The sequence below is a fragment of the Tardiphaga sp. 42S5 genome (assembly GCF_034044155.1).
GTDB lineage: Bacteria > Pseudomonadota > Alphaproteobacteria > Rhizobiales > Xanthobacteraceae > Tardiphaga > Tardiphaga robiniae.
This window is the reverse complement of the sequence record NZ_CP139027.1, coordinates 4,336,973-4,350,277: the sequence shown is the minus strand read 5'-3', so window position 1 is coordinate 4,350,277 and position 13,305 is coordinate 4,336,973. Positions and strand designations below refer to the sequence as shown.

The 13,305-nt window shown below is 62.0% G+C and carries 18 protein-coding genes; 10 read left to right on the top strand and 8 right to left on the bottom strand.

Features of this window, described 5'->3' with window-relative positions:
* Positions 1-88: 88 nt before the first annotated feature.
* Entirely contained in the window at positions 89-604 is a 516-nt protein-coding gene (locus SFY93_RS20280) for a CreA family protein (RefSeq protein ID WP_414717153.1), read from the top strand.
* 36 nt (positions 605-640) lie between these two features.
* Here SFY93_RS20280 and SFY93_RS20275 read toward each other — a convergent pair whose 3' ends face one another.
* Complete coding sequence (locus SFY93_RS20275; RefSeq protein WP_320444363.1) at positions 641-883, bottom strand: hypothetical protein; 243 nt, start codon at positions 881-883, stop codon at positions 641-643.
* Positions 884-1,216: 333 nt separating this feature from the next.
* On the opposite strand from SFY93_RS20275, the gene SFY93_RS20270 reads away from it, so the two are divergent.
* From SFY93_RS20270 to SFY93_RS20255, 4 genes are all read left to right on the top strand, one after another.
* A complete protein-coding gene (locus SFY93_RS20270) occupies positions 1,217-1,378 on the top strand; it encodes a hypothetical protein (protein WP_320444362.1) in 162 nt (53 codons plus the stop codon).
* Between the two features lie 47 nt (positions 1,379-1,425).
* Positions 1,426-1,812, top strand: a complete 387-nt coding sequence (locus SFY93_RS20265) for a hypothetical protein (RefSeq protein WP_320444361.1) — start codon at positions 1,426-1,428, stop codon at positions 1,810-1,812.
* 202 nt (positions 1,813-2,014) lie between these two features.
* Positions 2,015-2,428 (top strand): nuclear transport factor 2 family protein, encoded by a 414-nt coding sequence (locus SFY93_RS20260; RefSeq protein WP_320447811.1) that lies wholly within the window; start codon positions 2,015-2,017, stop codon positions 2,426-2,428.
* On the top strand, positions 2,428-3,264 hold the full coding sequence (locus SFY93_RS20255; protein ID WP_320444360.1) for an SDR family NAD(P)-dependent oxidoreductase: 837 nt from the start codon (positions 2,428-2,430) through the stop codon (positions 3,262-3,264). The genes SFY93_RS20260 and SFY93_RS20255 overlap by 1 nt, the downstream gene beginning before the upstream one ends.
* A 15-nt stretch (positions 3,265-3,279) precedes the next feature.
* On the opposite strand, the gene SFY93_RS20250 is transcribed toward SFY93_RS20255, so the two are convergent.
* The 3 genes from SFY93_RS20250 to SFY93_RS20240 form a co-directional block, all read right to left on the bottom strand.
* Positions 3,280-3,525 carry a DUF6719 family protein gene (locus SFY93_RS20250; protein ID WP_231080496.1) on the bottom strand — a complete coding sequence of 82 codons (246 nt, stop codon included), beginning with the start codon at positions 3,523-3,525 and terminating at the stop codon, positions 3,280-3,282.
* A 13-nt stretch (positions 3,526-3,538) separates the two neighbouring features.
* Positions 3,539-3,691 (bottom strand): hypothetical protein, encoded by a 153-nt coding sequence (locus SFY93_RS20245; RefSeq protein WP_231080497.1) that lies wholly within the window; start codon positions 3,689-3,691, stop codon positions 3,539-3,541.
* A 120-nt stretch (positions 3,692-3,811) separates the two neighbouring features.
* Positions 3,812-5,305 carry a MocR-like pyridoxine biosynthesis transcription factor PdxR gene (locus SFY93_RS20240; RefSeq protein ID WP_320444359.1) on the bottom strand — a complete coding sequence of 498 codons (1,494 nt, stop codon included), beginning with the start codon at positions 5,303-5,305 and terminating at the stop codon, positions 3,812-3,814.
* Between the two features lie 73 nt (positions 5,306-5,378).
* Between SFY93_RS20240 and SFY93_RS20235 the strand changes: the two genes are divergently transcribed.
* Positions 5,379-6,134, top strand: a complete 756-nt coding sequence (locus SFY93_RS20235) for a pyridoxamine 5'-phosphate oxidase family protein (protein WP_320444358.1) — start codon at positions 5,379-5,381, stop codon at positions 6,132-6,134.
* Positions 6,135-6,332: 198 nt separating this feature from the next.
* Here the strand turns inward: SFY93_RS20235 and SFY93_RS20230 are convergent, their stop codons facing one another.
* Positions 6,333-7,118, bottom strand: a complete 786-nt coding sequence (locus SFY93_RS20230; RefSeq protein WP_320447810.1) for a cobalamin-binding protein — start codon at positions 7,116-7,118, stop codon at positions 6,333-6,335.
* A gap of 113 nt (positions 7,119-7,231) precedes the next feature.
* Here SFY93_RS20230 and SFY93_RS20225 point away from each other — a divergent pair, with 113 nt between their 5' ends.
* Positions 7,232-7,630 (top strand): PaaI family thioesterase, encoded by a 399-nt coding sequence (locus tag SFY93_RS20225; RefSeq protein ID WP_320444357.1) that lies wholly within the window; start codon positions 7,232-7,234, stop codon positions 7,628-7,630.
* A gap of 171 nt (positions 7,631-7,801) precedes the next feature.
* On the top strand, positions 7,802-8,431 hold the full coding sequence (locus tag SFY93_RS20220) for a GNAT family N-acetyltransferase (protein WP_320444356.1): 630 nt from the start codon (positions 7,802-7,804) through the stop codon (positions 8,429-8,431).
* A gap of 102 nt (positions 8,432-8,533) precedes the next feature.
* Here SFY93_RS20220 and SFY93_RS20215 read toward each other — a convergent pair whose 3' ends face one another.
* Positions 8,534-8,833, bottom strand: a complete 300-nt coding sequence (locus SFY93_RS20215) for a hypothetical protein (RefSeq protein ID WP_320444355.1) — start codon at positions 8,831-8,833, stop codon at positions 8,534-8,536.
* A 126-nt stretch (positions 8,834-8,959) separates the two neighbouring features.
* Complete coding sequence (locus tag SFY93_RS20210) at positions 8,960-9,643, bottom strand: DUF2161 domain-containing phosphodiesterase (RefSeq protein WP_320444354.1); 684 nt, start codon at positions 9,641-9,643, stop codon at positions 8,960-8,962.
* A 131-nt stretch (positions 9,644-9,774) separates the two neighbouring features.
* Between SFY93_RS20210 and SFY93_RS20205 the strand changes: the two genes are divergently transcribed.
* Both SFY93_RS20205 and SFY93_RS20200 read left to right on the top strand, forming a co-directional pair.
* Positions 9,775-10,254 (top strand): MgtC/SapB family protein, encoded by a 480-nt coding sequence (locus SFY93_RS20205; RefSeq protein WP_093758331.1) that lies wholly within the window; start codon positions 9,775-9,777, stop codon positions 10,252-10,254.
* Positions 10,255-10,518: 264 nt separating this feature from the next.
* Positions 10,519-12,615, top strand: coding sequence for a DEAD/DEAH box helicase (locus tag SFY93_RS20200; protein ID WP_320444353.1), 2,097 nt, complete (start codon positions 10,519-10,521; stop codon positions 12,613-12,615).
* 1 nt (position 12,616) lies between these two features.
* Here SFY93_RS20200 and fabG read toward each other — a convergent pair whose 3' ends face one another.
* Positions 12,617-13,297, bottom strand: a complete 681-nt coding sequence (fabG, locus tag SFY93_RS20195) for a 3-oxoacyl-ACP reductase FabG (protein WP_320444352.1) — start codon at positions 13,295-13,297, stop codon at positions 12,617-12,619.
* Positions 13,298-13,305 lie beyond the last annotated feature (8 nt).

Sequence of the window (13,305 nt, the reverse complement as noted above, 5' to 3'; positions counted from 1 at the left end):
GCTTCCGAATCCGGTTGGAATGCCTACATATTCTGGATCGGTCACGGAGAGTTGCATGACGTTTAATGGATCTGGCGGACTCACCAAGATGTTGCGGCGCGGCGTCCTGGCGCTTTCGGCGCTCGCGGTGTTGGCGGCTGTCCCGGCGCAGGCTGCGGACGAGCCGGATCTGATCTTCCGGCGCTCCACCGTGTTCAAATGGCTCAGCCCAAACGACAAGCTGGCGACTTACGGCGTCGATGACCCTGAGGTCGACGGTGTCGCCTGCCATTTCACGGTGCCTGAAAAGGGCGGCTTCAAGGGCTGGCTCGGTCTGGCCGAGGAGGTCTCGGACATCTCGCTGGCCTGCCGGCAGATCGGCCCCATCACGTTCAAGGCCAAGAGCGATCAGGGGGAGGACATGTTCCGGCAGCGCCGCAGTCTCTTCTTCAAGAAGATGCAGATCGTTCGCGGCTGTGACGCCAAGCGAAACGTGCTGGTCTACATGGTCTATTCGGACCGGATCATCGAGGGCTCGCCGAAGAACTCCACGTCATCAGTTCCGATCATGCCGTGGGGGCAGGCGGACGCTGCCGTGCAGAAGTGCGGCGACTTCATCAAATAAGCGAGCTATTGGCCGCTAGAACTTGGCCGTGCTTCGCTATTCAGCGGAATGGGAGACGACGCGTTTCGTGCGCAAGCGGTCCCATGACTGCTGCGGCTGTGGGTCGCGATAGCCTACGAGCTGGACCAGCTGCTGCGGATAGCACTCGTTGCCGTGCGAGCCGTAGCCCTGCTGCGACATGGCGCCTTGGCATTCGGCGCGCGGGCGAACCGTGGAGATCGGTGATCGTCCGGCGCTGATCGGGGTATCCTTGCCAACATCGTTGTTGCCAGTTCCCACGACTGCATTCCTTCTCTTCCAGGTGAACAGAAACGCGCAGTCGCCTGAAAAGGTTGCATACGCTCTCCTGAAGTCGCTTTAGCCGCGTTTAGGTTCAGTTTTGTTAAGGGCGTGCGACAGCCAGACGAACTTTCGAGACATCCTTTCCAAGGCGTTCTTTTCGAGCCGTTCGCATAGTAACCGCCCGGATTGTGTCGTCGGATGGGCGCGACGAAACAATTGAGCAGGCCGACGAAACCATTTTCCTCTTGGGCCGCAGACGTGACGAAACCGCCATTGGTTATCCATTTGCCAACGACGCGGCGGGCAGCGCTGCCGAACTGGAGACGTCAGATGCGCACCATCAGCTTCATCCTCGCTTTCGCCTTCATCCTGGTCGGTCCGTCGATGGCCGGTTCCACCGATGGTAATCTGCCGGGTATCGGCACCTTCGCTTTTACCGGTTCGCCTGTGATCAGCGCTGCTGCGCCGATGGTTGTGGCCTACGCACGCTGATTTCGATCGCGGGTGGACACCCGAGAAACAACAAGAAAAGTTTTGAAATGACCCGACCACGTGTTCTGACCGCCATTGTTGTCGCTGCCACCCTTGCAAGTTTCATCACGGGAAGTGCGGCGCAGGCGCAGATCTGGTCGTGGCGAAAATTGCCGGACCAGCGCGGCGAATTCGTCCGCCTGTGTTCGCCACATATGGTCGGGCGCTGGGCGCATCCGGAAGAGGTCTGCGGTTGCCTGCATGACCATGCTGTAGCAACGGTGGAAGACACCGATCTGCGCGAGGCGCTGCTGCGGGGCATCAGCGAGCGCGGCGTACCGACCATCGAGAAGGACTGGGTCCCGGCATCGAAGCAGTCGATGATCAGCGCGACCTTCACGCAGATCGCCAAGCCGACCCTGCAATGCATGTACGATCCGGCGCCGCTGGATTAGTACCGATCGATATCCAGCAATGGTTGATATCAAGTGATCGTTTTGTACTGCATCGTCGTACCGAAATGATCGCGGATTTCTGTCTTTCCCTCTCGTCATCCTGTCACGGCCGATGATAGCGTTTGGTTTCGCTGACCGTTGGGTCGGCGGGAACCGAGGGGTTTTTATGCGATTTGTCTCGATCGGCCTTGCTTGTGTATCAATGTTTCTCACCGGCGCGGCGTTGGCCGCAGACACCAGCAACCAGGAAGCCAACAAGAAAGTTGTCGTCGAATTCTACGAAAAGGGTCTCAACCAGAAGGACTTCGAGGCGGCATCCCGATATTTCGGTCCGCGTTATGTTCAGCATAATCCCAACGCGGCTGATGGCGTCGAGGGCTTCAAGGGCTTTATCGGGTTCCTGCGGGAGAAATTCCCGGACTCGCATAGCGAGATCAAGCAGGTCTTCGCCGACGGCGACTTTGTGATCCTGCATGTCCACGCCGTGCGCGAAAAGGGCACGCGCGGCAGTGCGATCATCGACATCTTCAAGCTTGAGAACGGCAAGATAGTCGAGCATTGGGATGCCGTTCAGCCGATCCCGGAAAAGTCCGCCAACACCAACGGCATGTTCTGATGGATATGGTCTGGCCCCAGCGCGATGATCGATTGAAAGGCAAGGTCGCCATCGTCACCGGCGCGGGGTCCCGCGGCGAAGGCATCGGCAACGGGCGCGCCGCGGCGGTGCTGCTGGCCCGGCACGGTGCGCGTGTTGCTCTGGTCGACACCGACGCAGACGCTGCCGAGGAAACGGCGCGTTTGATCGCCGCGGAAGGCGGCGTCACGCAGATCTATGACGGCGATGTCAGTGATCGCGCCTCATGCGAAGCAATCGTCGAACGCACCGTCGAAGGCTTCGGCCGGCTGGATATCCTCGTCAACAATGTCGGCCTCACGGGACCGCGCGGCGACGCCATCGAGGTCGATGATCTCGCCTGGGACAGTGCCATGCGCGTTAACGTCGCCTCGATGATGCTGATGGCGAAGTATGCCATTCCGGAAATGATGAAATCCGGCGGCGGCTCGATCGTCAATTTGGCATCGATTGCGGGCTTGCGCGGCGGCCATCCCAGCCTGCTGTATCCGACGTCGAAGTCGGCGGTGATCGGTCTGACGCGGGCGATGGCGGCACATCACGGCCGCGCCGGCATTCGCGTCAATTGCATCGCGCCTGGTACGGTCTATACGCCGATGGTGGCGTCGCGGGGCATGAGCGACGAGATGCGCAAGGCGCGCGCCGCGGGCACGCTGCTGGGCACCGAAGGGACCGGCTGGGATATCGGTTATGGTGTGTTGTTTCTGGCCAGCGATGAAGCGCGCTGGATCACGGGGATTACGCTGGCGATCGACGGCGGCGCGAGTGTGGGCCAGACCGGTTCACCGGTGCCGCCAAGCGAGCCACTGCGGCATTGATGAGCATGTCTTGGACTAGCGCGTCTTGGTGCCCGCGCGGGGAACGCATTTGCGAACACGCGTCACACCGGACGTGGTCAGCGTCGTGCCGGACACTTCCTTGATCTGGCCGGTGGGGCAAGAGCCGTCATCGACCAGAATGCGCTGGCCGAGGCGGACATCAACGATGTCCTGTTCGCGGTTGACCTGATCGATCGCCAGCGCCGGCGCTGCCAGCGCAAGCGAAGCCAGAATTCCTGATAGCCAAATTGCCGAGCGCATTGTGCGACCTTTGTTACTTGTTCTGGATCTTGAGGCCGTCGGGGCCGACATTGATCTGCAGCCCGCTGGGTTCTTTCTTGGTCTGGTAGAGATTGTAGCCGAGTACGCCGATGCCGACGACGAGCGCGCCGATGATCAGATAAAGCACGTTGCGATTGCCGGACATGAGGTCTCCGTTAGGCCGGGTCTGCCGGCGGGGCAGTTTGCCTGCGCGGATTGTAGGGATGCGCATCCGATTCTAGAAGCGCAGCGGTCGCGAGCCTCCAGTGCTGACCAGCCTTAAGTTCTAGCCCCCCGCGCGGGTTCCACGGGGCCCTGCCGCAGGCTTGCGGTGCGCGCGCAAACTCGCCGCCGAGGCTTTCGCCAGTTTTTCCGCCGATGTGACAAGCTGACGAATGGGATGGCCGGCGAAGCCGAGCACGAAGCCCGGCGCAGGGCGGGCGCGCAGATAGGTGTCAGCCAGCAACCAGCCCTCGACGCCGGCCGTGGCCTTGGCCTCTGCGGCGATCTCGAGCGGTGTCTTGGCTGCGAACTTCGCGACCAGATGCAGACCTTGCGACGGCACGGGAACCGTGAGTTGTCCGTCCGACGCATCCGTCAGCGTTGCTGCCAGCGCGTCGCGGGCCTCGCGATAGACGCTGCGCATCTTGCGCAGGTTGGCTGCGAAGGCGCCGGAGTTCAGCATGTCGGCCACCGCGCCTTCCATCAGCGTGCCGGGAAAGCGGTCCATCGCCGCGCGCGCCGTCGTGACCGGGCCGATCAGGCGCTCGGGCAGGGCGCAGTAGCCGATGCGCAGGCCTGGAAACAGTGTCTTCGCAAACGTGCCCATATAGATCACGCGCTGCAGGTGATCGATGCCGGCGAGCGACAGCAGCGGCGCGCCGTCATAGCGAAACTCGCTGTCGTAATCGTCCTCGATGATCCAGGCGCCGGCGTCCTTCGCCCAGTCGAGCAGTTCAAGCCGGCGCGGCATCGCCATCTGTACGCCGAGCGGAAACTGGTGCGACGGCGTGACATAGGCTGCGCGCGCAGATGGCGCTGTGGCGCGGCCCCTGGCGACGATCAGGCCAAACTCGTCGACCGGCACCGACACCGGCCGCGCGCCGCAATGTTCGATCGATTTTCGTGCGGCGGGGTAACCAGGGTCCTCGCACCAGATCTGTTCGCCCGGCTTGAGGGTGGCTGATAGCACGATGCGCAGTCCATGCTGTGTGCCCGATGTCAGCATGATCTGGTCGGGATCGCAGCGCAGTCCGCGCGCCGACAGAAGATGATTGGCGATGGCGGTGCGCAGCTCGAAGCTGCCGCGCGGATCGCCGTAATGCAGATGCTCGCTGCCGAAGGCGCGTAGGCGGCGGCCGGCGAACGCGCGGAAACGGCGGAGCGCCTGTTCGTCGATATGCGTGCAGCCGAGCGCAAGCGTGCCGCGCTGCGGCGGGTCGATGGCGATGGCCTTTGTCGGCTTGCTGTCGACACGCGTGGGAATGCGCGCGGCGACGAAGGTGCCGGAGCCAACGCGCGCAACGGCAAAGCCATCGGCGATCAGCCGCTCATAGGCATTGGTGACGGCGTTGCGCTGAAAGCCGGTTTGCTTCGCAAGGATACGCGATGGCGGCAGAGCTTCGCCGGGTTTGGCGACGCCGCCCGTGATGGCATGGCACAGCGCCTGATAGAGCCGATCCTGCGAGGACGATCCTTCGGTGATATGCGCGCCCGTGAGATCGAGCGGCAGTTCGGATTTCGGAATTGGCCTCGCCAAATTGGTCGGAATTTTTCGCATGGAATTGGCACTATCGCAGGCCAAATGGACGGATACAACACATTCCAACGCTTCCAATTGACAGGGAATTGCCGTGACAACACCCGAGCTGAAGACCACTGAAACGACGGGTATCGACACCACACCGTCCTATCCGCTCACGGCGCGCAATCGCGTGAAGCGACGCCATGACCGCGGCTTCTACGACCACGAGACCGTGCATAAAATCCTGGACGCATCGATGATGTGCCATGTCTCTTACGTCATCGATGGCCAGCCCTACTGCACGCCAACCTTCTTCTGGCGCGAAGGCACCAGGCTGTACTGGCACGGCAGCAGCGCCAGCCGCATGCTGAAGAACCAGACCGCGCAGCAGCGTGTTTGTCTCACGGTCGCGTTTCTCGACAGCCTCGTGCTGGCACGTTGCGGCTTCAATCATTCAGCGGACTACCGCGCGGTGATGGCATTCGGAAACGCCTATCTGGTGACCGATCCGGGTGAGAAGGAACAGGCTGGCATCGCGATGGTCGATCGTTTCTTCCCGGACCGCACGGCGAGCCTGCGCGAGACCACCGCGCAGGAGATGAAGGCGACGTCCTTTATCGCCATGGAGATCGAGGAGGCATCGGCCAAGATCCGCGCCAAGGGCGTCGCCGATGATGACGAGGATTACGAGCTGCCGATCTATGCCGAGCGCATTCCGGTGAGGACGATGATCGGTGCGCCGGAGCCGTGTCCGCGGCTGTTGCCCGGCGTCGAACGGCCAGCATCTTTGCAAGCATATTCGGAAGGCCGGCTGCTCGAAGATGCGCTGACCGATGCCTATTCTCTGCAGTACCCGAAGGGGTAAGGGCGGGGTAGCGTGGGGCGGCCTAATCGGGGCGATAAAATCGCAGTGGAACCTCGGTCATGCCCGGCCAAAGCGCGAAGCGCGGCTTCGCTAGATGTGCCGGGCATCCACGCCTTGGGCGACGAGTGAGTAAAGACGTGGATGGCCGGGACAAGCCCGGCCATGACGTGGTGAGAGGGCGGAGCACAACAGCTACGACTACTCTTCCCACAACGCTTTCACGATCGCATCCAGTCCATCCGTCAATGCCGCAGGTCCCGGCTGCAGGATCAGCGGCGATTTGATCTCATAGATGCGATTGTCGCGCACGGCCGGAATCTCGCTCCAGCCCGGTCGCTGCCGGATTTTATCGGGCACGACTTTCTTGCCGCACCACGAGGCGAGGATCACGTCCGGTGCTGCGGCAATCACGTTGTCGGGCATCACAATGCGATCCTTCGCGGCTTTCTGAAAACGCATCCGCGGAAAGGCGTCTTCGCCGCCGGCAATCTCGATCAGTTCGGACACCCAGCCGATCCCGGTAATCAGCGGATCGTCCCATTCCTCGAAATAGACGCGCGGCTTGTTCTGCCGCAAGCTGGCCGCAGCGTTGACGCTGGACAATCGCAGCTCGAATTGCGTCGCCAATTGCTCTGCGCGCTCACCTGCGCCGACCATGGCGCCGAGCGTTCGGATCATCGCCAGAATGCCGGCGATGTCGCGCTGGTTGAACACATGAACGGCGACGCCGGCGCGCGTCAGCTCTGCGGCGATCTCGGCCTGCAGATCCGAGAAGCACAGCACGAGGTCAGGATCGAGTGCCAGGATCTTCGGCACATCGGCCGAGATGAAGGCCGAGACCCGCGGCTTTTCGCGTCGCACTTGCGGCGGCCGCACGGCATAGCCGGAAACGCCGACGATGCGATCCTGTTCGCCGAGCAGATAAAGTGTCTCCACGGTCTCTTCGGTGAGACATACGATCCGGCGTGGCGGGAAGTGGCGCATCACGTCGATATGCCCGTTAACAAAGGGCTTGTCACGACATGCCGTTGTGTCGTGAAATTTCATCAAGCCCACATGATGATGGGCGAGACAAAGCGCAGGGAGTTGAGGCCAGCATGACGCCACTCGACAAGATCCACAGCCTCGCAATGCCGTTTTCCGTCTCGATGGGCGTGACCTTCACCGACGCCGATCTGGAGCGCGTCGTCGCAACGATGCTGGTGCGCGAGGACCTGTGCACGCTCGGTCACACCATTCATGGCGGCGCGGTGATGGCGCTCGCCGATGCGGTTGGTGCGGCGGCGACGGTCATCAATCTGCCGGAAGGCGCCAAAGGCACGACAACCATCGAGAGCAAGACCAATTTCACAGGTGGTGCAAAAGCAGGAAGCACTGTGCGCGCGATCGCAACGCCGATCCACCGGGGACGCAGAACGCAGGTATGGCAGACCCGGATCGAGACCGAGGATGGCAAGCTAGTGGGTGTCGTGACGCAGACCCAGCTTGTGTTGTAACCCGGTTCATTTCTTGTTAAGATTTTGGTAATCCTCGACAATTGCATGGCTCATCTGCGGTGAGCGCTGTCAGATGCGGCATCTGCGCCCTTGTATTTTATGGTGCGTCGCACAATATGAGGCGTCTAGGGAATCGACGCTTTCCTCGAGGGCAACTTGAGGATTTGGACAATGTTAGACGCAGCTACCACCATCGCCATTTCGACCCGCGCTCCGGCCCGTGGACATGTGCGTGTCCTTGCCGCCCGTGAGCTGCCGCTGTTCCGCGATCATCTTCTGCGGCTGGACCGCGAGAGCCGCCGCGATCGTTTCAACGGTTCGCTCGACGACGAATGGGTCGCGCGCTACGCCGAGAAGTCCGTCAATACCGGCACCGTCATTCTCGTTTACTTCGAGGATGGCATCGTGCGCGGCGCCGCTGAACTGCATCAGGCCGATCTGTCGCCGGACTCGCTGCCCGAGATTGCCTTCAGCGTTGAATCGATCGTGCGCCGCAAGGGTGTCGGCAGCATCCTGTTCACCAAGCTGATCGCAAAGGCGCGGTCGATGGGCTACGCCAAGCTGCGCATCACCACCGGCGCGCAGAACGACGCGATGCGGGCGCTGGCCAACAAGTTCGGCGCGCACCTGTCGTTCCGTCACGGCGAATCCACGGGTGTTATCGACCTGCGCGATCCCATGGGCGCAGGGCTCGTGGCCGAGCCGAAGACCACGGCGCTCGATGTGGCGCGTGCAATCGCCGATTATAACCGGGCCTATTGGGGTCTGTGGTTCAAGCTGGCCGGCTGGGGCAAGTCCTGAACAGGACGCAAGCTTGAGCGACGGTCGCTGCGACAAAGAAAAAGGCCTCGTGATGAACGAGGCCTTTTTTGTATCTGCGGGCGGCGCGCTCGCGCGCCGAAGTCAGATGCGCTTGTCGTTGCCGAATTTGCGCGTCACGCGGCGCTCCACCACCACCGAACGCTGGGCGCCTTGCTCGCCGGCAATGACGCGGCTCACGCGCAGTGTGCCGGTCGAGCGATTGGCCTTCTTCACTTCGGCCTGCACCGCGTCGAAGGGCATGCCCATCAGCGATGCGGCAATCTCCGCCTGCTGATCGAGATCCTCGGTGATACCCATCGCGGCGAAGATGGCTTCTTCCAGGGTCGGGGGATCGCGCCGTACGCGCCGCGTTCCGTATTTCGTGTTCCAGTCTTCGCTCATCGGTCGCCTCAGTGTTGATTTGCGATACCTAAGGGAGCAGTTGTTGCATTGCAATATGGAATTGCCGCGACAAAGCAGCCATGCAAACTTGTTCCCGGAAAATGAGAACGATTTTGATCAATAGCTTTATGACAAAGCTGGTTCCGGTGCGGTATCCCGCTGGGGTTGCGGCCAGCGTTTCAGGGCTGCGTGACCGGCATCGGTGAGCGCATAGGTGCCGCGTGCCGGACTTTCGAACCAGCCATAGACGTTGCGATGCAGGATCTTCTGCGCATCCGGATAATCCGGCGTGAGCTCGCGCACCTTGCGCGGACCGACAACGAGCATCGCTGCGCAGGCCAGCGCCTGCTGGCGATAGGCCGTCATGATCGGCGCGCGCGTGCTGCCGCCAAGGGCAGGATCGCCCAGACGCTTCTTGTGCTCGGTGATCAGGCGTGAGCGTTTTTTCGGATTGCGTCGCGGCGCGACGGTGGCGGGCGCGACCAGAACCTCGACGCCACCGGCATCGGTGATTCCCAGCATCCCGAATCCAAGCCGGCGGCACAGGTTGCGGTAGCGCGCATCGCTTTCACGGCCCTTGCCCTTGATCGAAAGCTTGGCCGCCACCCAGACTTCATCGCAGGCACCGGCGCGATCGACGGCCTGCAGGATCAATTCGAGATTGAAGCTGAGCTTGAGCTCGCCAATCACCACGATCGGCGGATCATCGCCATTCAGCGCCACGAGATCACAGCCGCCAATCTCACCTTTGACTGTAAAGCCAAGGCCTTCGAGGAAGCGTTTTACCGGGAGGTAGAGCGAGGTTTCCAAAAATTGAACGTCCTAGTCGAGGTCCATGAGACGATGCGCCGCTGCAACCGCGACTCACCGGCCGAGTTTATCCGGGTTGGCCCGCGGAGACACCCGAGGCGCCTTATCCCTTGTGCGATCGGAGACCCGCGGTGAAGACCCTTCTGGAAATGTCGGACAGCTTTCGTCTGTTGCCGCATCTAATCGCCATGTCGATCGCCTATGTTCTGGCGCTGCCCATCGGCTGGAATCGTGAGCGCGCCGAGCGCAGCGCCGGGCTGCGCACCTTTCCGCTGGTCGCGCTCGCCACTTGCGGCATCGTCCAGGCGACCGAGGGGTTTCTGAACGGTCATCCCGAAGGCACAGCGCGCATCATCGAAGGTCTGATGACCGGCATGGGGTTTATCGGCGGCGGCGCCATTTTGAAAGACAACGGCTCGGTGCGTGGTACCGCCACTGCAGCCAGTCTGTGGGCAACCGGCGCAACTGGCGCTGCCGTGGGCCTCGGCGCCTATGACGTGGCGGTCGTCATCTCGCTGTTCACCTTCCTGACTCTTTGGCTCCTGGTACCTTTCAAGCAGGAGGGGCCAAAGACGGAAGAGGACGTTAAAAAGCCTCCCAGCGAAATTTGAGTGACAAAATACCGGTGCTGGCGCAATTCTGTGAGGGTTAACCTCAATTCGCCCGATTTCGCCGGCACATGGCAGCAATGATTGGCCTTTTGCTGCGAAGCAGCGTAAAGCTCCGTCGATCCCGATACGCACCGGACTCCTGGACCCGACGTGACCGCCAACTGAAGGGCGGCAGATTCGTTTCCGTTTGGTCCCAAGTATTGATCCTGTGGATCTCAATGAGTCCGACCGCGACGCGGTCCGCTGCAACCAAGGTTTACATCTGTGTCATTTCTCTCGACTGGTCCGTCGCTCGCCCGCGCGTTGGCTGAGCGCAACTACAATGAATCCACCCCCGTCCAGGCCGCTGTCCTCGCTGACGATGCTGTCGGTCGTGATCTTCTCGTGTCTGCGCAGACTGGCTCCGGCAAGACCGTCGCTTATGGTCTGGCGATCGCCGAAAATCTGCTCGAAGGCGCGGAGAAGCTGCCGAAGGCTGGATCGCCGCTGGCGCTGATCGTCGCACCGACGCGCGAACTCGCGCTGCAGGTGCATGGCGAGCTGACCTGGCTCTATCAATATGCCGGCGCACGCGTCGTTTCCTGCGTGGGCGGTATGGATCCGCGCAAGGAGCAGCGCGAACTGGCCGCAGGCGCGCACATCGTTGTCGGTACGCCTGGACGTCTATGCGACCATCTGCGTCGCAATCGCCTCGACGTCTCCGAACTGAAGGCCGTGGTGCTCGATGAAGCCGACGAAATGCTCGACATGGGCTTTCGCGAGGACATGGAGTTCATCCTCAAGGCCACGCCGGCATCCCGCCGTACGCTGCTGTTCTCGGCGACGCTGCCGCGCGGCATCGCCAATCTCGCCAAGCAGTATCAGCAGCAGGCGTTCCGCGTCGAAGTCGCAGGCACCGAAGGCGGTCACTCCGACATCGAATATCGCGCGATCCGGATTTCGCCGAACGACGTCGAACACGCTGTCGTCAACGTGCTCCGCTATTTTGAATCGCCGAGCAGCATCGTGTTCTGCAACACCCGCAACGCGGTGAACCATCTGCAGACCGTCCTGCTGGAGCGCGGCTTCTCGGTCGTCGCTCTGTCGGGCGAACTGTCGCAGAACGAGCGTACTCACGCGCTGCAGGCGCTGCGCGATGGTCGCGCACGGGTTTGCGTCGCCACCGACGTGGCTGCGCGCGGTATCGATTTGCCCAATCTCGGTCTCGTCATTCACTCCGACCTGCCGAACGATCCGGAAGTGATGCAGCATCGTTCGGGTCGTACTGGGCGTGCCGGCCGCAAGGGCGTCAGTGTTCTCTTGGTGCCTCCATCGCGCCGTCGCCGCGCCGAGATGCTGCTCAATCTCGCTGGCACGGATGCCGTCTGGGGATCAGCGCCGACCGTCGAGGAAATCCGTGTGCTCGATCAGCAGCGCATGCTGCAGGACACGCTGTTCACTGAAGAGTCCACCGAGGACGATCTGACGCTGGCGCGCGCGATGCTCGCCGAGCGTTCGGCCGAGGAGATCGCAGCGGCGCTGGCGCGGCTGTATCGCTCGCGTCTGCCGTCGCCTGAAGATGTGCAGGATCCCGGCACGTTCCGCGGTCGCGAGGATCGCCCAGGCAGCCGTCGCCGGGACGAGGAAGGCGCGCCGGTCCGCAAGACTCCGAAGAAGAGCGAACCGATGGGCGAGGGCGCCAAGTGGTTCCGCGTCGCCATCGGCCGGCAGAAGAATGCCGAAGCGCGCTGGCTGCTGCCGATGATCTGCCGTCGCGGCGGCATCGAGAAGGCGGATATCGGCGCGATCAAGATCTATGACGGTAATTCGGAATTCGAGATTTCGGCAGCCGCGGCTGAGAAGTTCGCGACCATGATCAAGCGTCCGGACAAGGAAGACAATATCCACATCGAGCCGCTGGCCAACGGTCCGGAAGGCGCGGTCGCATCGAGCCGCACGGCGCCGGAAGATCGCGACTATTCCAACAAGCGCCCGCGCAAGCCCAGCTTCAGATCCGATGGCGACCGTCCGGACTTCAAGGACAAGGGTGCCTATAAGGAGAAGTCCTGGAAGGACAAGCCGAAGAGCGACAAGCCTTATCAGGGCGACAAGCCGCGCTACGAGGGCAAACCGCGTTTCGACGACAAGCCGAAGTATGAAGGCAAGCCCAAGTTCGACGGCAAGCCGAAATACGATCCGGTGCGCGCCGACAAGCCGGCTTATGCAAAGCCGCGCAACGAAGACACGCGTTACGAAGGCAAGCCGAAGTTCGAAAAGAAACCACGCGCGGACAAGCCGCCCTACGTCGCCAAGGCCAAGCGCGATGGCGGTGCGAATTTCGCCAAGCCTGCATTCGGCAAGAAGAAAAAGACCCAGGCGTAAGTCAGACGCGCCCGCTCACCGGCAGTAATGCGCCGGTGACGGCGCTGGCGGCGTCGCTGGCCAGAAACAGAATCACGCTGGCGAGTTCGTCCGGCGTGACCCATTTCGAAAAATCTGCAGTGGCCATGTCGCGCCGGTTTGCCGGCGTATCGATGGTCGAAGGCAATACGGCATTGACCGTGACCTTGCCCTTCAGCTCGGCGGCGAGCGTTTCCGTCAGCCGATGCACGCCAGCCTTCGAGGCGGCGTAAGGCCCCATGCCGGCGCCGGCCTGTAGCGCACCCATCGCACCGATATTGATGATCCGTCCGGCTTTCGACGACGTCAGATGCGGGATTGCCGCGCGCGAGGCATTGAGAGCCGTGAGCAAGTTGAGCCGATGCATCGTCTCCCAGCTCTTGTTGTTACCGTCGGCAATATTCTCGAAGGTGAATGCGCCGGCGATATTGATCAGCACGTCGATCTTGCCGAATTGTTTGACCACTGCAGCGATGGCGGCGTCGGCTTGCGCGGCATCGGAGAGGTCGACGCCGCCGATCTGTAAACGATCTGGCGTTGAGGCTGGCGTCTTGGCGGAATGGTCGATGGCGGCAATGGTTGCACCGCTCTTAGCGGCGCGTTCGAGCACGACCTGACCCAGCGCACCGGACGCTCCGGTGATGACGACGATCTTTCCGTTCATGGGGAACT